The organism is Arthrobacter rhamnosi, assembly GCF_054510855.1.
In genome coordinates this window covers 325,868-343,439 of the sequence record NZ_JBTNDT010000001.1, presented here as the reverse complement: position 1 = coordinate 343,439, position 17,572 = coordinate 325,868, and the positions used below count along the sequence as shown (strand labels likewise).

Genomic DNA, 17,572 nt, shown 5'->3' with positions numbered 1-17,572 from the left:
GGAGCAGTCATGGCAGATCCGAGTCCGATCGACATCCAGAAAGCACTGGGCGGTATGAACTACCCGGCCTCCAAGGAGGACCTCGTCAAGCACGCCCAGGACAAGGGCGCCGACGACACCGTCCTCGAGACGCTCAACAACCTTCCCGACCGCGAGTTCGACTCGCCGACGGACGTGAACAAGGAAGCGTCGAAGTAGCAGGTAGCGGGTGGCGGCGGCATCCGCCTGCCGCCGCCCGCGGAGGCGTTCCGGAAGGACGGCATGAAGAACCAGGTATCGCAGGCGGAGGACCGGGCCCGGTCGGACGGCGACGGGCGGGGCGACGGAGCGCAACGGGACCGTCCACCGGGCGGCGAGGGAGTGCTGACCGTCATCATCGCCTTCGTGGCCAACTTCCTGGTCGCAGGCGCCAAGACGGTTGCCGCGTTCATCACGGGCTCGGCCTCGATGACAGCGGAGGCGGCCCACTCGTGGGCGGACACCGGCAACCAGATCTTCCTGCTCATCGCCGAGCGCAAATCGCGGCGCCGCAGGGACCGGGCGCACCCGATGGGCTACGGGCGCGAGGCGTACGTCTGGTCCATGTTCGCGGCCTTCGGGCTGTTCACCGCGGGAGCCGTGGTCTCGATCTGGCACGGTGTCCAGCAACTGCTCGAACCCGAACCCGGCGGGGATTTCAGCATCGCCTACGCGGTCCTCGCGGTCGCGTTCGTCCTCGAGGGGATCTCCTTCGCCCAGGCCTTCCGGCAGGCGCGGAAGGCCGGCCGTGAAAGGGGCACCACCACGCTGCAGAGCGTGTCGACGACGTCGAATCCCACGCTGCGCGCGGTGTTCGCGGAGGACTCCGCCGCGCTGATCGGCCTCGTCCTCGCGTTCCTCGGGATCCTGCTGCACCAGCTGACCGGCTCTCCCGTCCCCGACGCGGTCGGCTCGATCCTGGTGGGCGTGCTGCTCGGGGTGATCGCCGTGATCCTGATCGACCGAAACCGGCGTTTCCTCGTCGGCCAGGCGGTGTCCCCGGCCCTGCTCGAATCGGTCGCCCGACGGCTGGGAGCACACGACAGCATCGAGCGCGTGACGTACCTGCACCTCGAGTACGTGGGTCCCGAGCGCCTGTACCTGGTGGCGGCGGTGGACCTGGTGGGGGACCGGCGGGAGCACGACGTCGCCATCGCCCTCCGCGCCGTCGAGCGGGACATCGAGGATCACGAGCGCATCGAGGAGGCCGTACTCACGCTCTCCACGCCGGACGAGCCGACGCTGACCTTCGAAGCGGGTGCACGCGCCTGACGCCGGGCGGGGCGGACGACACGGGCCGCCGGGCCTTCAGACGCCGGTGGCGTCGCCGGACGTGTCCGCAGGGGCGCCTGCAGGTGCCGCAGCGGCGGCTGCAGGGGTCTCCTGTCCGGCCGCGGGGGCCCCGGCGATGTTCACCATCCAGGTGACGCCGAAGCGGTCGATGCACATGCCGAAGCTGTCGCCCCAGGGTGACTGCGCGAGGGGCACGATCTCGCTGCCGCTGCCGGCGAGGGCGTCCCAGTACCCGCGGAGCTCCGCCTCGTCGTCGCCGCTGACCGAGAGTGCATGCCCGGCCGGGGCGGTGTACTCCATGCTGTTGGGCGTGTCGGCCGCCATCAGGACCTGCCCCGACGGCGTGGTCAGCATGGAATGCATGATCTCGTCCTGCTCTGCCGGGTCCTCGCTCACCTGGAACTCCGCGAACGTACTGCGCTGGAGTTCGCCGCCGAACACGGACCGGTAGAAGTCCATCGCCTGCGCCGCCGTGTCGCGGAAGCTGAGATAGGAATTGATCGTCGCCGCCATGGTGTCCGCCTTCTGCCGGTGGCTCACGCCACGCCGTCCGTATGTAGGCGATTATTGTTCAGCCGCGGCGCGCAGGGAAGGGAAGCGCGGTATCAGGACGGGGAGGGCTCGGAACGCGGGCCGATCTCCCCGGCGACCTTCTCCTCCAGCGACGTGATGGTGGCATCCGGCAGGACGATCAGCCCGTCCAGTTCGCGGCGGGCCCGGCGGTAGGCCGTCTGCCGTTCCGCTGCCGTCGCCGCGTCGTCCACGACCACCGTGACGAGCTTGCGGGCGGTCGAGAGCCGCTGCCGCTCCTCCGCGCTGAACCCGCTGGCTCGAACGCGTCGGGCCTCGGTCTCCGCCACCTGGAAAGCGACGTCGTACGAGGTGACGGCGGACCGGTAGGCGGCGAGGTCCTCCGCGGACACACCCGAGGGTTCCTCCGGCCGCAGCGAGTCCGCTTCACGCTTGGCCCTGAGGAAGGCGACGGTGAGCGGCTCCCGCACGTCGGTCATCGTGGGGTAGTCGATCAGCTTCGCCGCGTCGAGCTCGTAGGACAGCCACTTCCTGTCGACCTCGTCGTGCATGCGCTCGACGTGCCGGACATCCCGCTCCAGCCGGGGTGCCTGCTGCGGGAGCTGTTCGGAGGTGTGCGCGCCGTGGAGGACACCGGGGTGCTTGAGGCGGTAGATCTCCATCCTGCGCTGGTGGCGCCGTTCGCCCGCCTCCGACCACTGCCGCCCCCACACCGCGAACACACCCGACAGCGGGAAGACCAGCCACCAGTAGTTCCCTGCGAAGGACAGGATCTCGTTCACGGGTCCATCGTAGGCCCGGGCGGAGCGAAGCGGCCGGTAGCCGCGGGGGACCGGTCAGTCCTTCGCGTCCTCGCGCCCGGGGTGCCGCCTCCGGGTGCGCCGCACGAGCGTCACGAGGACCAGCGCGCTGACGAGGAGATGGAGGAACGAGAGGGAGGGGAGCACCGTCAGCAGCAGGATCGTCACGAGGCCGAGCAGGACACTGGCCTGCAGGACCGAGAGGTAGTGTGCCGGGACCGGGCGCGGCCACGGGTGGAAGTCGATGATGGGCGGTTCATCCGCCGCGTTCCTGAACATGGTGGTCCTCCGGGAGTGGGATACCAGTCATCGTGCAGGAATTCGGAAAGCCGGTGCAATGCGGTCCGGGGCAGGGGTGGGGCCTTGACTGTCCGGGCGCGGCATGGCGGCGTTCCCGGGGGAGGACGTCACCGGCGTTGCCAGGGCAGATACCGCCGGGACCGGCCGGCGGGAGCGCTGACGCGGCTACGTGGTGTGCCGCCGCTTCCGGGCCCGTGCCACCACGAGCCAGGTGACACCCGTCAGGATCAGCGCCAGTGGGATGGCGCCGGGTTCGCTGTCCGCAGAGATCTGCGCGATCATGAGCACCACCCCGAGCACGGCGACGAGTGCCGGTACCAGTGTTGTCACTTTCAGCCCCTTCCGGTCTCCGACGCTGCTCTGCCACGCTCAGTGTAGTGGCGGACCGAACGAGCTGGAGGAAGCCGGTATCAGGGCAAGACAAAACCCCGCATCCCAGGCGGCGAGACCTGGAACACGGGGTTCTGTTGTGCACCCCCCGGGACTTGAACCCGGAACCCATTGATTAAGAGTCAATTGCTCTGCCAATTGAGCTAGAGGTGCGTGCCGTTTTGCCTCCCGATTTCACTCGGTTGGCTCATCCGCAACAGCATGAAACTCTACCAGCACTTCGCCCGAAACATGAAACCGGCTCCCCGACCTCCGCTCGGGACACCTTCTCCGCACCGTGTCCGCACCGTCCGGCGAGGCCGATTCCGCCGGAGCCCCTAGGCTGGCGCCATGACGATTCCCGCAACGAGCCCCGATGCCCCGACCGTCCGTACCTTGAGCGTCCCCACCGCCGACCTGCGGGACGCGCTGGCCGGCGCTTCCCCCGCCGTCGACGTCGTGCTCTGGGACTTCCAGGGCGCACCGGAGGGCCTCGACCCCGCCGACCTCGATGCCGCGGTGCTGCCGTACACGGGCCGCGCACACCTCGACGGGGCGCTCGACGCCGCGCGGAACCTTCGGCTCGTCCAGACGCAGTCCACGGGGTACGACGGCGTCCCGGACCTCCTGGGACCCGATGTGGCCATCGCGACCGCTGCGGGAGTGCACGCGGCGGCCACCGCCGAACTCGCCGTCGGGCTCGCCCTGGCCTCGTTGCGCGGGATCGACGACGCCGTCCGCCAGCAGGCCGAAGGCCGGTGGCACAGCGCACGCTATCCCGGGCTCGCGGACCGCCGGGTCCTCCTCGTGGGTGTCGGCGGCATCGGCGAGGAGATCCGCAGGCGCCTGGACACCTTCGAGGCGCAGGTCACCCGCGTCGGCAGCGCCGCACGCGACGACACCCTCGGCCACGTCCACGGCAGCGACGAACTGGTGGACCTCGCCCCCCACCACGACGTCGTCGTGGTGATCACGCCGCTCACCGAGGCCACACGCGGACTCATCGGGAAGGACGTGCTCGCGGCCCTGCCCGACGGCGCGCTCGTCGTCAACGTCGCCCGCGGCGCGGTGGTGGACACCGAGGCCCTCACCCGGGAAGTCGTGGCAGGCCGCCTGAAGGCGGCGCTCGACGTCGTCGACCCCGAACCGCTGCCCGAGGGCCACCCGCTGTGGAGTGCTCCCGGCGTTCTCATCACGCCGCACGTCGGGGGCAACACCGGTGCCTTCCCGCCCCGGATCCTCGCGCTGCTGAGGCGCCAGGTCGAACTGCTCGGCCGCGGACAGGAACCCGCCAACCTCGTACGGCGCGGACCCTGGGGCTAGGCGCGGCTCGGCGTGGACCCTGGCTCGGGCTCAGGCCATGGCGATGAAGGCGTCCATGAAGGAGTCGAAGTCGGCCAGGTCGTCGTCCTGCGTCAGCCTCATCGGGGTGCCGGGACCGATATCGAGGACCGGGTCCGCGCTGACGCCGAAGCGGAAGACCCGGCCGGTGCTCGTGCCCACCTCGTAGCTGCCGTCCTCGACCCACTGCAGGGCGTGCGCGAGATTGGTCATGTTGATCTCGACGGGAACGCCCGCGCCCCTGATGGCCGCGAGGTCCACCGGCGCGATCATCAGCTCGGCGGGCTTCCAGCGGTACCCCACCACGTAGCCGATCGGATACGCCGGGCCCTCGGGGCCCCGTGCGTACGGCGCCGCGAAGACGAGGTTGTAGTCGCCGTAGTTCGGGATCTGCCCGTCGAACACGCGACGGAGGGCGTTCTTCAGTCCCTGCCCGCCAGGGAGCGGTCGGCCGGTTCCGGAGGGATCATCGGGAGTCATATCATGCCGTTGCGGTAGGAGGCTGTCGGACTGGTCCCCGAAGGGATGGTTCGCGGTGTGCCCGGCCGGCGGGCCGAAAGGATCGCCCGCGAAATCCACACTGTACCGGAGCAGGGAGCCGCCGCACGAGGACCCGGGCGGGGAGGCGCGGCCCTTCCGGTCGGCGCAGGGGCCGCTGTAACAGGCGGGTCACATGGCGAAATCCCCCTGTTACACGGGCCTAGACTTCTACCATGACCGAGGAAACAAAGCCAGACATCAAGCCAAGAAGCCGCGTCGTCACCGACGGCATCCATGCGGCACCGTCCCGCGGGATGTTGCGAGCCGTGGGTATGGGCGACGAGGACTTCGCGAAGCCGCAGGTCGGCGTCGCCAGCTCCTGGAACGAGATCACTCCCTGCAACCTGTCCCTCAACCGCCTTGCCGAGGGAGCCAAGGAGGGCGTGCGTGACGGGGGAGGGTTCCCCATGCAGTTCGGCACCATCTCCGTGTCCGACGGCATCTCGATGGGCCACGAGGGCATGCACTTCTCGCTCGTCTCCCGTGAGGTCATCGCGGATTCGGTGGAGACGGTGATGCAGGCCGAACGCATCGACGGTTCGGTGCTCCTCGCCGGGTGCGACAAGTCCCTTCCGGGCATGCTCATGGCGGCGGCCCGCCTCGACCTCGCCTCGGTGTTCCTGTACGCGGGAACGATCATGCCGGGGTTCGCGAAGCTCGAGGACGGGACCGAGAAGGAAGTCACCCTCATCGATGCCTTCGAGGCGGTCGGCGCGTGCGCCGCCGGCAAGATGAGCCACAAGGACCTCGACAGCATCGAACGCGCCGTCTGCCCCGGAGAGGGCGCCTGCGGCGGTATGTACACGGCGAACACGATGGCCTGCATCGGCGAGGCCCTCGGGATGTCCCTGCCCGGGTCGGCAGCGCCGCCCTCGGTCGACCGCCGCCGCGACATGTTCGCGCGGAAGTCCGGCGAGGCCGTCGTGAACCTGCTGCGCCTTGGCATCACGGCCCGCGACATCATGACGAAGAAGGCGTTCGAGAACGCCATCGCGGTCACCATGGCCTTCGGTGGTTCGACCAACGCCGTCCTCCACCTGCTGGCCATCGCCCGTGAGGCCGAGGTCGAACTGACGCTCGACGACTTCACGCGCATCGGTGACCGGATCCCGCACCTCGGCGACCTCAAGCCCTTCGGCCGCTACGTCATGTACGACGTCGACAAGGTGGGCGGCGTGCCGGTCATCATGAAGGCGCTGCTCGACGCCGGCCTGCTGCACGGCGACTGCCTGACGGTGACCGGCAAGACCCTCGCGGAGAACCTCGCGGAGATCGACCCGCCGGACCTCGACGGCAAGATCCTTCGCGCGCTCGACAACCCGCTGCACAAGACCGGTGGCATCACCATCCTGCACGGCTCCCTGGCCCCCGAGGGTGCCGTGGTGAAGAGCGCCGGCTTCGACGCCGACGTCTTCGAGGGCACCGCCCGCGTGTTCGAGCGTGAGCAGGGCGCCCTCGATGCGCTCGATTCCGGCGAGATCCAGGCCGGCGACGTCCTCGTCATCCGCTACGAGGGACCCAAGGGCGGCCCCGGCATGCGCGAGATGCTCGCCATCACCGGTGCGATCAAGGGAGCCGGCCTGGGCAAGGACGTCCTCCTGCTCACGGACGGCCGCTTCTCCGGAGGCACCACCGGCCTGTGTATCGGCCACGTGGCGCCGGAAGCCGTCGACGGCGGCCCCATCGCCTTCGTGCGCGACGGCGACCGCATCCGCGTCGACATCGCGGCGAAGAGCTTCGACCTCCTCGTCGACGAGGCGGAACTCGAGCAGCGCAGGGTGGGCTGGGAGCCGCTCCCGGCCCGCTACACGAAGGGCGTGCTGGCGAAATACGCAAAGCTCGTGCACTCCGCATCCAAGGGTGCAGTCACGGGCTAGGGATGCCGCAGGCGCTGCCCGGGACGGGATGTCCTCCTGTTCCGGGCAGTGCCGACACCAGGGGTGGGGTCCACTCACTGGACGCCGGTGTCCATCATGTGAGACAAGCAGGGGTGCGGTTGACACCCTTTCGCGGGGGCGTGGAAACTACAGGTATGCAGCCCGAACCAGTAGTCGTCGTCCTTACCCAGCGCGTGGCCTGAAGCCCGTCCGGTAGACGACTACAGTCACGCGCAACCCCTCGCAGAGCCCGACAAGGCTGAGGGGTTTTTTTGTTGACACACCTTGTTGGCACAGAAGAAGCGCGCGGAAGTCAATCCGCAGTCATAGCTGCAGCAGTGCAGCGACCGTTCCAAAGGAAGCCGAAGATGTCCAAGGGATCGCCCATCAGCCCAGCGCTGCTGGCAGCAAGGCCAGCACCTCCCGCAGCACCCGCGCGTGAGACAGCACCCGTCGTCCCGGCGAGCGCCGTCCGTGGCCCCAACAACGTCGTGGGCCCCACCGAGATGCTCGGTTCCGCGGCGATCGTCCGGTCCCTCGAGGAACTCGGCGTCGACGACGTCTTCGGTCTTCCCGGGGGAGCGATCCTTCCGACGTACGACCCCCTGCTGGCTTCCACGAAGCTCCGGCACGTCCTCGTGCGGCACGAGCAGGGTGCAGGCCATGCGGCGCAGGGCTACGCCATGGTGACCGGTCGGCCCGGTGTCTGCATCGCCACCTCGGGTCCGGGTGCCACCAACCTCGTGACGGCCATCGCCGACGCCCACATGGACTCGGTGCCCATGGTGGCCATCACGGGTCAGGTCTCCAGTGCGTTCATCGGCTCGGACGCGTTCCAGGAAGCCGACATCGTCGGCATCACGATGCCCATCACCAAGCACTCCTACCTGGTGACGAACGCGCAGGACATCCCCCGCGTCCTCGCCGAGGCCTTCCACATCGCGACCACCGGGCGTCCCGGGCCCGTGCTGGTGGACATCGCCAAGGACGCCCAGCAGTCCAGCATGACCTTCTCCTGGCCGCCCAAGGTGGACATCCCGGGTTACCGGCCCGTGGTGCGCGGCCACTCCAAGCAGGTCCGCGAGGCGGCCCGCCTCATCACCACCGCGCAGCGCCCCGTCTTCTACGTGGGCGGCGGCGTCGTCAAGGCCCACGCCTCCGTGGAGCTGAAGGAGCTGGCCGAGCTCGTCGGTGCCCCCGTCGTCACCACCCTCATGGCCCGCGGCGTCTTCCCCGACTCCCACGACCAGCACGTGGGAATGCCCGGGATGCACGGTTCCGTCTCCGCCGTGACGGCGCTGCAGCAGGCTGACCTCCTGATCACCCTCGGAGCGCGGTTCGACGACCGCGTCACGGGAGTCCTCTCCAGCTTCGCCCCGAACGCGAAGGTCATCCACGCGGACATCGATCCGGCGGAGATCTCCAAGAACCGTGCCGCGGACGTGCCCATCGTCGGGTCCGTCAAGGAGATCATCCCCGAGCTGACCGCCGCCGTCCGCGACGCGTTCGAGACGCAGGAGCGGCCGGACCTCTCCGCCTGGTGGAAGACCCTCAACCACCTGCGCGAGACCTACCCGGTCGGTTTCACGCAGCCAGAGGACGGTCTGTCGGCACCGCAGCAGGTCATCAAGCGGATCGGTGAACTGACCGGTCCCGAGGGCGTCTTCGTCTCGGGCGTGGGGCAGCACCAGATGTGGGCGGCGCAGTTCATCCAGTACGAGCGCCCGCACGCCTGGCTCAACTCCGGCGGCCTCGGCACCATGGGTTACTCCGTGCCGGCCGCGATGGGCGCCAAGGTGGGCGACCCGGACCGCGTGGTGTGGGCGATCGACGGCGACGGCTGTTTCCAGATGACCAACCAGGAACTGGCCACCTGCGTCATCAACAACATCCCCATCAAGGTCGCGGTCATCAACAACTCCTCGCTGGGCATGGTGCGGCAGTGGCAGACCCTCTTCTACGAGGGCCGCTACTCGAACACCGACCTCAACACGGGCCACGACACCGTGCGCGTCCCGGACTTCGTGAAGCTCGCCGACGCCTACGGCTGCGTGGGCCTGCGCTGCGAGCGGGACGAGGACATCGACGCGACGATCGAGCAGGCGCTGGCGATCAACGACCGCCCCGTCGTCATCGACTTCGTGGTCAGCCGCGACTCCATGGTCTGGCCGATGGTGCCCTCGGGCGTCAGCAACGACCTCATCCAGATTGCCCGCAACATGACCCCGACATGGGAACAGGAGGACTGATCATGGCACGACACACCCTTTCCGTGCTCGTCGAGGACGTGCCCGGCGTCCTGACCCGCGTCGCGAGCCTGTTCGCCCGGCGCGCGTTCAACATCAACTCACTTGCGGTCGGACCGACCGAGGTCGCGGGCATGTCCCGCATCACCGTTGTGGTGGAAGCCGAGGGAGATCTCCTCGAGCAGGTCACCAAGCAGCTGAACAAGCTCATCAACGTCATCAAGATCGTCGAACTGACGACCGAGCAGTCGGTGCAGCGCGACCACGTCCTGATCAAGGTCCGGGCAGACGCGGCGACGCGCCTGCAGGTGACCCAGGCCGCGGACCTGTTCCGCGCGTCGGTCGTCGACGTGGCGATCGACTCGCTCATCATCGAGGCGACGGGAACACCCGAGAAGCTCTCGGCGCTCCTGTCCGTCCTCGAGCCGTTCGGCGTCCGCGAGATCGTGCAGTCCGGCACCCTCGCCATCAGCCGTGGCGCCAAGTCGATGAGCGACCGCGCCCTGCGCAGCGCCTGACGGCACCCCTTCCAGACCTTCCCAGCACCACCCACAAGAGGAGAAACACCCGTGACCGAGTTGTTCTATGACGACGATGCAGACCTTTCGATCATCCAGGGCCGCACCGTGGCCGTCATCGGCTACGGCAGCCAGGGCCACGCCCACGCGCTGAGCCTGCGCGATTCCGGCGTCGACGTGCGCGTCGGCCTGAAGGAAGGATCGGCATCGCGTGCCAAGGCCGAAGCCGAGGGGCTCCGGGTCCTCTCGGTCGCCGAGGCGACCGCCGAAGCCGACCTCATCATGGTGCTCACGCCCGACCAGGTACAGCGCCACGTGTACAAGGAGGACATCGCACCGAACCTGCAGGCCGGTGACGCCCTGTTCTTCGGCCACGGCTTCAACATCCGCTACGGCTACATCCAGCCGCCCTCCGACGTCGACGTCGCCCTCGTGGCCCCGAAGGGCCCCGGGCACATCGTCCGCCGCGAGTTCGAGGCCGGCCGCGGCGTCCCCGACCTGATCGCCGTCGAGCAGGACGCATCGGGCAAGGCACGCGACCTCGCACTGTCCTACGCGAAGGCGATCGGCGGCACCCGCGCCGGCGTCATCGAGACCACCTTCACCGAGGAGACCGAGACGGACCTCTTCGGCGAGCAGGCCGTCCTGTGCGGCGGGGCCTCGCAGCTGATCCAGTACGGCTTCGAGACGCTGACGGAGGCAGGCTACAAGCCCGAGGTCGCGTACTTCGAGGTCCTGCACGAGCTCAAGCTCATCGTCGACCTCATGGTCGAGGGTGGCATCGCCAAGCAGCGCTGGAGCGTCTCCGACACGGCCGAGTACGGCGACTACGTCTCCGGCCCCCGCGTCATCACCCCCGAGGTGAAGGAGAACATGAAGGCCGTCCTCGCGGATATCCAGAACGGTGCCTTCGCCAAGCGCTTCATCGACGACCAGGACGCCGGAGCGCCCGAGTTCACCGAGCTGCGCAAGAAGGGCGAGGACCACCCGATCGAGAGCACGGGCCGCGAGCTCCGCAAGCTCTTCTCGTGGATCAAGACGAACGACGACTACACCGAGGGTTCCGTAGCGCGCTAGCGCCCCCACTGCCGGCAGGACACGTGATCGACGCTCAGCGACGAGCAGGTGTCCTGCCGGACCTGTGCCCGGGCCCGCTTCCTCCCGTCCTGACCGTGCCCGGCTGATCCCGTCCTGATCCCGCAAGCCCACCGCAGAAGGAATTCTCCCGTGACCACCAAGCCCGTCGTCCTCCTCGCCGAAGAACTCTCACCCGCCACCGTCGAAGCACTGGGACCCGACTTCGAGATCCGCAGCACCGACGGCGCAGACCGCGCCCAGCTCCTCGCCGCCCTCGCCGACGTCGACGCCGTGCTGGTCCGCTCCGCGACGCAGATGGACGAGGAAGCCATCTCGGCCGCGCCCAGGCTGAAGGTCATCGCCCGCGCGGGAGTCGGCCTCGACAACGTCGACATCAAGGCCGCGACGAGGGCCGGCGTCATGGTCGTGAACGCACCGACGTCGAACATCATCTCCGCCGCCGAACTCACGGTCGGCCACATCCTGAGCCTCGCCCGCAACATCCCCCAGGCCAGCGCGGCCCTCAAGGCGGGGGAGTGGAAGCGCTCCAAGTACTCCGGCACGGAGCTGTACGAGAAGAACATCGGCATCATCGGGCTCGGACGCATCGGCGCGCTCGTCGCGGCGCGCCTCCAGGGCTTCGGCACGCAGATCCTCGCCTACGACCCCTACGTGACCTCGGCCCGGGCGGCTCAGCTCGGCGTGCGGCTCGTGTCCCTCGACGAACTGCTGCGCGAATCCGACTTCGTGACCATCCACATGCCGAAGACCCCGGAGACCGTCGGGATGCTCGGCGCCGACGCGTTCGCGATCATGAAGGACACCGCCTACGTGGTCAACGTGGCACGGGGAGGCCTCGTGGACGAGGCCGCGCTCCACACCGCACTCGAGCAGGGACAGATCGCCGGCGCCGGCGTCGACGTCTTCGTCCGGGAGCCCAGCACCGACCTCCCGTTCTTCGCCCACGACAGCGTCGTGGTGACACCGCACCTCGGGGCGTCCACCGAGGAGGCCCAGGAGAAGGCCGGCATCTCCGTCGCGAAGTCGGTCCGGCTCGCCCTGGCCGGCGAACTCGTCCCCGACGCCGTCAACGTGGCCGGAGGCGTCATCGACCCGGCCGTCCGTCCCGGCATCCCGCTCATGGAGAAGCTCGGGCGGATCTTCACCGCGCTGACGCACGCCTCCCTCACCCAGATCGACATCGAGGTCGCCGGTGAGATCGCCGCCCTCGACGTCAAGGCCCTCGAGCTCGCCGCGCTCAAGGGCGTCTTCACCGACGTCGTCTCCGAGAAGGTCTCCTACGTGAACGCGCCCATCCTCGCTGAACAGCGCGGCATCACGACCCGGCTCGTCACCACGCCCGAGTCCGAGGAGTACCGCAACGTGCTCCGGCTCCGTGGGGCGCTCTCCGACGGCACGCAGATCTCCGTGGCGGGGACCCTGACCGGTCCGAAGCAGGTGGAGAAGCTCGTCGGCGTCAACGGCTACGACCTCGAGATCCCCATCAGCGACCACCTCCTGGTGCTGCTCTACACCGACCGCCCCGGCGTGATCGGCGCGCTCGGCCGCCTCCTCGGCGAACGGGACATCAACATCGCGGGCATGCAGGTGGCACGGAACACGGAAGGCGGTCAGGCGCTCTCCCTCCTCACCGTGGACAGCTCCGTGCCCCAGGACGTCCTCGACGCCATCCGTTCCGAGATCGGCGCGTCGGTGGCCCGCGAAGTGGACCTCCAGGACTGAGCGGCCAGGACGGGCGAGGGGGTCCGATGGCTCTGCACCGGTTACCGGCCGAACCTGCGACGGCGACGCAGGTCCTGTCCAGGGACACCCCGCCGGTCCTCTGGATCGAGCCGGGGGACCGGGTCGTCGTCGACTCCCTCGACGCCTGGGGCCACCTCGAGCGGCAGGCGACGCCGGGCGCGGTCACGCCCTACCGGTTCCCCTCCCGGCAGGGGCACGCCCTCACCGGGCCCATCGAGGTCGCCGGGGCCGTCCCGGGCGACGTGCTGGCCGTCCGGTTCGAGTCCCTCGAGCCCGGGGACTGGGGCTGGACCCGCGCAGGACGGCGGGATGACGCCTTCACCCGCAGCCTGGGCCTCGAGGGTGCGGAGCCCGCGTGGCTGCTGTGGGACCTCGACAGCGCCGCCGGCACCGGCACCAACCAGTACGGGCATGTCGTCCGCCTCGCCCCGTTCCTCGGCGTGGTCGGCCTGCCGCCCGCCGAGCCGGGGGAGCACTCCACGACGCCGCCGCGCTCGGCGGGTGGCGGCAACATCGACTGCCGGGAGCTGACGGCCGGCTCCACGCTCTTCCTCCCGGTGACCGTGCCCGGCGCGCTGCTGCACCTCGGGGACGGGCACGCCGCGCAGGGCGACGGGGAGGTCGGCGGTACGGCCATCGAGTGCGGCATGACGTCGACCGTCACGGTCGGCCTCGTGCGGGACGCGCCGCTCCACACCATCCACGCCGTCACGCCCACCGCGCGCATCACGTTCGGGTTCGACGCGGACCTCAACCGGGCGACGGCGGAGGCCCTCGGCGCCATGCTCACCTGGCTCCAGCAGCTCCACGGCCTCGAGCGGACGGCCGCGCTGGCCCTGGCCAGCTCCGTCGTCGACCTCCGGGTCACGCAGATCGCCAACCAGACGTGGGGCGTCCACGCCGTGCTCGCACTCGACGCCGTCGGCACGGCAGCCGCCACGCTTGGGTGAATCGGGGAGTGCCGGGGTAATTTCATAGGGTGACCTCCCCAGCTGACGCAAAGCCCTCGTTCTACATCACCACGGCCATCTCCTACCCCAACGGCGTGCCCCACATCGGCCACGCCTACGAGACCATCGCCGTGGATGCCATGGCCCGCTTCAAGCGACTCGACGGCTTCGACGTCATGTACCTCACGGGCACCGACGAGCACGGCCTCAAGATGCAGCAGGCCGCGGACCGGGAGGGCATCCCCGTCCGGGACCTCGCCACGCGCAACGCGCGGGCGTTCCGGGATATGAACGACGTCGTCGGGACCTCCTACGACCGCTTCATCCGGACCACGGACGAGGACCATTACGCCGCGGCCGCCGCGATCTGGAAGCGGATGGAGGTGAACGGGGACATCTACCTCGACAAGTACGCCGGCTGGTATTCCGTGCGGGACGAGGCCTTCTGGGCGGAGGACGACACCGAGGTCCGCGAGGACGGCGTGCGGTACTCGAAGGAGACCGACACCGAGGTCACCTGGACCGAGGAGGAGAGCTACTTCTTCCGGCTCTCGGCCTACCAGCAGAAGCTCCTCGACCTCTACGAGTCGCAGCCGGAGTTCGGTGCGCCGCAGTCCCGCTTCAACGAGGTCATCTCGTTCGTGCGGCGCGGACTCGAGGACCTCTCCATCAGCCGCACGACGTTCGACTGGGGCGTCCCGGTCCCGGGTGACGACCGGCACGTCATGTACGTCTGGGTGGACGCCCTGACCAACTACCTCACCGGCGTCGGCTTCCCCGACACGGACTCGGAACGGTTCCGCACGTACTGGCCCGCCGACGTCCATGTGATCGGCAAGGACATCTCGCGCTTCCATGCCATCTACTGGCCCGCCTTCCTCATGTCCGCGGGCCTCGAGCTGCCGAAGCGCGTCATGATCCACGGCTTCCTGCACAACCGGGGGGTCAAGATGTCGAAGTCGCTCGGCAACACCGTGGCGCCTGCGGATTGGGTGGACCAGTACGGCCTCGACTCCGTGCGCTTCTTCCTCCTCCGCGAGGTCCCGTTCGGAGCCGACGGCTCCTACAGCCACGAGGCCGTCGTCGGGCGGATGAACTCGGACCTCGCCAACAACTTCGGCAACCTGGCCCAGCGGTCACTGTCCATGGTGGCGAAGAACTGCGGCGGCGCCGTGCCCCGGCCGGGAGCGTTCGCACCGGCCGACACGGCGATCCTCGACCAGGCCCATGCCCTGCTGGAGGCAAGCCGCGCCGCGTACGACCGGCAGGAGTTCTCCCGTGCCCTCGAAGCCGTGTGGGCTGTCCTCGGCGATACGAACGCCTACTTCGCCGATCAGCAGCCCTGGGTCCTGCGGAAGACCGACGCCGAGCGCATGAACACGGTCCTGTACGTGACCCTGGAGGTCCTCCGGGTGGTCGCCGTCCTCGCCCAGCCCGTCATGCCGGGCAGCGCCGGGCAGATCCTCACGGCGCTCGGCCAGGGCACGGAGACCGACGACGCCCGGCGTCGCTTCAGTGCGCTCGGCCGGCGCATCGAGCCGGGGACCGCCCTGCCCGCACCGTCGCCGGTGTTCCCCAAGTACGAGGAACCTGCGGCGTCCTGACCGTAGCGGCCCGCTTCCCGCGGTCTCAGCGCCGCAGGAAGCGGTCCGCGGCCGTCTGCGTCATGACGCGGGCGACGGTCTCCTGCTGGCGCTTCGACGCGTCGAGCAGCTGCTCCAGGACGGGGCGGTTGAGCACCGCGTCGCCCGCGGACGCCGAGGCATCCTCGGACAGCGCGAGGAGTGTGGACCAGAGTGATTCCTTGCCCTTCAGCAGGGACTGGAGGGCCTCGAGTTCCAGTTGGGCGCCGGCGTTCGCCCTGCGCCTCGTCGGGTTGAGCGGATCGAGTTCCGCCACGACGGACAGGGCGCGTGCCATCGCCATCTTCGGGAGGCTCGGCCGGTGGCCCAGAGCCTTGATCAGGCGCTTGAGGAAGGCGCGCTCCTGGTCGATCTCGCGGCGAAGGCGGGCGAAATCCTCCTCGTAGGGAGTCCCGGCCCAGGAGACCCGTGCCGCACCGAAGAGGCGCACCCCGTTGGTCGCGCCGACGAGGTGCAGGTCGAGGTAGGGCAGCAGCGTCCCGAGGTCCAGCTGGCGTACCGGGATGCCGTTCGCGGCGGGCGTCATAAGGAAGTCCTTCCGTGATTCGTCCAGCTCATCACCCTACGGGAGCGTGGCTCAACAGCGGTAGCGTGATCGCGACGGCGGTGCCGACGCCAAGGCTCGATTCGATCGTGATAGTCCCGTGGTGCGCCTCGAAGGTCTTCTTCGCGATGGACAGGCCGAGCCCGACTCCTGGCAGGACCTGGTTCGCGTTGGCCGCCCGGTGGAAGGACTCGAACAGTCGGGGCAGGTCGTCCGGGGGGATGCCGATGCCGGTATCGCGCACGACGACGACCACGTGTCCCTCGTCGGGTTCGTGCGTGAGGCCGACGAAGACCGTGCCGTCCTCCGGCGTGAACTTGATGGCGTTGGACAGCACGATGGCCAGGGCTGCGGAGAGCTGCTCGCGGTCGCCGGAGACCGTCACGGAGTGGTCCGGCAGCACGGAGTCCAGCGTGATGCCGCCGGCCGAGGCCTGCAGCACGGCGCGGCCCGTCAGCTGCGAGACGAGGTGGACGAGATCCACGGGGCCGTGCTCGGATGCGTCGGCGTCCCGCGAGGAGACCGCCGAGATGTGCTCGATGAGCTCACTCAGCTTCGCGGTGTTGCGCTCGACGGCCTGGAGCATCGTGCTGGCCTCCGGCGGCAGCTCGCCGCCGACGCCGTCGAGGATCATCTCGAGGTACCCGGCGATCGATGCGAGCGGAGTCCTCAGCTCGTGGTTCACGGTCCCCACGAAGTCGCTCTTCGCCCGGTTGAGGGCGCTCAGTTTGCGGACGGCCTGCTGCTGCCGGGAGATGAGCTGTGCCTGGATCAGCCCGTGGGCGAGGTTGCCGAGGACATGCTGCGTCAGCGCGCTCTCGACGCCGGACCAGGCGAGCGGCGTCTCCTCGCTGATGATCCAGAGCAGGCCGAACGGGGTGTCCCCCTCACCGAGCGCTGCGACGACCCCGCTGACCGTGCTGCCGTTGCCCGCGACGTCGCACAGCCACTGGGGAGCCTCGACGTCGCGCACGCCGGGGACGGCCGCACCGGTGCTGAACCTCGCACTCGAGGACTCCTCCCAGAGCCTCAGCGCGAGGGCGAGGGAGGCCTCCTGGTGGACCCGCAGCGGGGCGGCGGGGGGCTGGCGCCTGTCGCTGGTCCAGGTGCTGCTCCGGGCGGCGACGCGCTCGTCGTCGAAGATCTGCAGCACGAGGTGGTGTGCGCCGAGCGCCCGTCCGACTGCCGGGAGGAACTGGTCCACCATCGCCGCCGGATCGTTCGTGGCACGGATACGGGCGGAGATCCGCCTCATCTCCTCGCGCAGGCGGGCCGATGACGTCCTCTGCTGCAGGTGGCGCTGCTGCCGGGCGATCGCGGCGTGCGTACGGTGCAGCAGTTCGGCGGGGGTGACCGGGCGGAAGACGACGTCCGACACGAAGGGTGTCACCGCGTCCGGCAAGGCGTGGGTACCGGCTTCGGGCAGGAGGAGGATCACGGGCAGGCGGGCGAGTTGGGGGTGCTCTGCGAGGAGGTCGGCCAGGGACCCTGCGTAGGCGAGCGCCGTCTCCAGGTCCACGAGCAGGACATCCGGTCGCGCCGCGAGCACCTCGTCGAGGAGCGCCTCCGGCGTCATGGCAGCCGTGGAGGGATAGCCGCCGGCGGCGAGGATACGCTGCAGCTCGGCGCAGTCCTCCGCTGACGGGGACGCGACGACGGCAGATGCCTCACCGCGAACCCCTGCTTGTGCCTCCTGCGCCACGGTGTCCTCTCCGACCCTCTGCTGCAATGTCCCTAATATATGCCGCTCGGAGCGTGAAT

The 17,572-nt window shown here is 69.3% G+C and carries 17 protein-coding genes and 1 tRNA gene; 10 read left to right on the top strand and 8 right to left on the bottom strand.

Annotation, left to right across the window (positions count from 1 at the left end; translation table 11 throughout):
* The first annotated feature begins 9 nt into the window (after positions 1-9).
* Positions 10-198 carry a DUF2795 domain-containing protein gene (locus ACX80I_RS01720; protein ID WP_087076149.1) on the top strand — a complete coding sequence of 63 codons (189 nt, stop codon included), beginning with the start codon at positions 10-12 and terminating at the stop codon, positions 196-198.
* A 63-nt stretch (positions 199-261) separates the two neighbouring features.
* Positions 262-1,290 carry a cation diffusion facilitator family transporter gene (locus ACX80I_RS01715; protein ID WP_459343445.1) on the top strand — a complete coding sequence of 343 codons (1,029 nt, stop codon included), beginning with the start codon at positions 262-264 and terminating at the stop codon, positions 1,288-1,290.
* 36 nt (positions 1,291-1,326) lie between these two features.
* On the opposite strand, the gene ACX80I_RS01710 is transcribed toward ACX80I_RS01715, so the two are convergent.
* From ACX80I_RS01710 to ACX80I_RS01690, 5 genes are all read right to left on the bottom strand, one after another.
* Positions 1,327-1,851, bottom strand: coding sequence for a VOC family protein (locus ACX80I_RS01710; RefSeq protein WP_459343444.1), 525 nt, complete (start codon positions 1,849-1,851; stop codon positions 1,327-1,329).
* A 65-nt stretch (positions 1,852-1,916) separates the two neighbouring features.
* Positions 1,917-2,624 (bottom strand): hypothetical protein, encoded by a 708-nt coding sequence (locus ACX80I_RS01705; RefSeq protein ID WP_459343443.1) that lies wholly within the window; start codon positions 2,622-2,624, stop codon positions 1,917-1,919.
* Between the two features lie 54 nt (positions 2,625-2,678).
* Complete coding sequence (locus ACX80I_RS01700; protein ID WP_459343442.1) at positions 2,679-2,921, bottom strand: hypothetical protein; 243 nt, start codon at positions 2,919-2,921, stop codon at positions 2,679-2,681.
* A 186-nt stretch (positions 2,922-3,107) separates the two neighbouring features.
* Positions 3,108-3,272, bottom strand: a complete 165-nt coding sequence (locus tag ACX80I_RS01695; RefSeq protein ID WP_459343441.1) for a hypothetical protein — start codon at positions 3,270-3,272, stop codon at positions 3,108-3,110.
* A gap of 140 nt (positions 3,273-3,412) precedes the next feature.
* A tRNA-Lys gene (locus ACX80I_RS01690) sits at positions 3,413-3,485 on the bottom strand.
* 177 nt (positions 3,486-3,662) lie between these two features.
* Here ACX80I_RS01690 and ACX80I_RS01685 point away from each other — a divergent pair.
* Positions 3,663-4,634 carry a 2-hydroxyacid dehydrogenase gene (locus ACX80I_RS01685; RefSeq protein ID WP_459343440.1) on the top strand — a complete coding sequence of 324 codons (972 nt, stop codon included), beginning with the start codon at positions 3,663-3,665 and terminating at the stop codon, positions 4,632-4,634.
* A gap of 30 nt (positions 4,635-4,664) precedes the next feature.
* Here ACX80I_RS01685 and ACX80I_RS01680 read toward each other — a convergent pair whose 3' ends face one another.
* Entirely contained in the window at positions 4,665-5,132 is a 468-nt protein-coding gene (locus tag ACX80I_RS01680) for a hypothetical protein (protein ID WP_459343439.1), read from the bottom strand.
* Between the two features lie 233 nt (positions 5,133-5,365).
* Here ACX80I_RS01680 and ilvD point away from each other — a divergent pair, with 233 nt between their 5' ends.
* The 7 genes from ilvD (at position 5,366) to metG (ending at position 15,228) form a co-directional block, all read left to right on the top strand.
* The gene (gene ilvD / locus ACX80I_RS01675) at positions 5,366-7,069 is read left to right on the top strand and encodes a dihydroxy-acid dehydratase (protein WP_459343438.1); all 1,704 of its coding nucleotides are present in this window, start codon (positions 5,366-5,368) and stop codon (positions 7,067-7,069) included.
* 368 nt (positions 7,070-7,437) lie between these two features.
* Positions 7,438-9,318: an acetolactate synthase large subunit gene (locus ACX80I_RS01670; protein WP_459343437.1), complete on the top strand. Its 1,881-nt coding sequence runs from the start codon at positions 7,438-7,440 to the stop codon at positions 9,316-9,318.
* 2 nt (positions 9,319-9,320) lie between these two features.
* The gene (gene ilvN / locus ACX80I_RS01665) at positions 9,321-9,833 is read left to right on the top strand and encodes an acetolactate synthase small subunit (protein WP_087076134.1); all 513 of its coding nucleotides are present in this window, start codon (positions 9,321-9,323) and stop codon (positions 9,831-9,833) included.
* 51 nt (positions 9,834-9,884) lie between these two features.
* Positions 9,885-10,910 (top strand): ketol-acid reductoisomerase, encoded by a 1,026-nt coding sequence (gene ilvC / locus ACX80I_RS01660; protein ID WP_301227042.1) that lies wholly within the window; start codon positions 9,885-9,887, stop codon positions 10,908-10,910.
* Between the two features lie 150 nt (positions 10,911-11,060).
* Entirely contained in the window at positions 11,061-12,653 is a 1,593-nt protein-coding gene (serA, locus tag ACX80I_RS01655; protein ID WP_459343436.1) for a phosphoglycerate dehydrogenase, read from the top strand.
* Positions 12,654-12,679: 26 nt separating this feature from the next.
* Complete coding sequence (locus tag ACX80I_RS01650) at positions 12,680-13,624, top strand: acetamidase/formamidase family protein (RefSeq protein ID WP_459343435.1); 945 nt, start codon at positions 12,680-12,682, stop codon at positions 13,622-13,624.
* A gap of 29 nt (positions 13,625-13,653) precedes the next feature.
* Complete coding sequence (gene metG / locus ACX80I_RS01645) at positions 13,654-15,228, top strand: methionine--tRNA ligase (RefSeq protein ID WP_459343434.1); 1,575 nt, start codon at positions 13,654-13,656, stop codon at positions 15,226-15,228.
* Positions 15,229-15,253: 25 nt separating this feature from the next.
* Here the strand turns inward: metG and ACX80I_RS01640 are convergent, their stop codons facing one another.
* Positions 15,254-15,793, bottom strand: coding sequence for a hypothetical protein (locus ACX80I_RS01640; protein WP_459343433.1), 540 nt, complete (start codon positions 15,791-15,793; stop codon positions 15,254-15,256).
* A 31-nt stretch (positions 15,794-15,824) separates the two neighbouring features.
* The gene (locus tag ACX80I_RS01635; RefSeq protein ID WP_459343432.1) at positions 15,825-17,540 is read right to left on the bottom strand and encodes an ATP-binding protein; all 1,716 of its coding nucleotides are present in this window, start codon (positions 17,538-17,540) and stop codon (positions 15,825-15,827) included.
* Positions 17,541-17,572: the final 32 nt, after the last annotated feature.

Excerpts from the sequence above, each read along its gene's own strand:
- ACX80I_RS01720 (WP_087076149.1), top strand. The coding sequence starts at position 10 with ATGGCAGATCCGAGTCCGATCGACATCCAGAAAGCACTGGGCGGTATG.
- ACX80I_RS01715 (WP_459343445.1), top strand. The coding sequence starts at position 262 with ATGAAGAACCAGGTATCGCAGGCGGAGGACCGGGCCCGGTCGGACGGC.
- ACX80I_RS01700 (WP_459343442.1), bottom strand. The coding sequence starts at position 2,921 with ATGTTCAGGAACGCGGCGGATGAACCGCCCATCATCGACTTCCACCCG.
- ACX80I_RS01685 (WP_459343440.1), top strand. The coding sequence starts at position 3,663 with ATGACGATTCCCGCAACGAGCCCCGATGCCCCGACCGTCCGTACCTTG.
- ACX80I_RS01680 (WP_459343439.1), bottom strand. The coding sequence starts at position 5,132 with ATGACTCCCGATGATCCCTCCGGAACCGGCCGACCGCTCCCTGGCGGG.
- ilvD (WP_459343438.1), top strand. The coding sequence starts at position 5,366 with ATGACCGAGGAAACAAAGCCAGACATCAAGCCAAGAAGCCGCGTCGTC.
- ACX80I_RS01670 (WP_459343437.1), top strand. The coding sequence starts at position 7,438 with ATGTCCAAGGGATCGCCCATCAGCCCAGCGCTGCTGGCAGCAAGGCCA.
- ilvN (WP_087076134.1), top strand. The coding sequence starts at position 9,321 with ATGGCACGACACACCCTTTCCGTGCTCGTCGAGGACGTGCCCGGCGTC.
- ACX80I_RS01650 (WP_459343435.1), top strand. The coding sequence starts at position 12,680 with ATGGCTCTGCACCGGTTACCGGCCGAACCTGCGACGGCGACGCAGGTC.
- ACX80I_RS01640 (WP_459343433.1), bottom strand. The coding sequence starts at position 15,793 with ATGACGCCCGCCGCGAACGGCATCCCGGTACGCCAGCTGGACCTCGGG.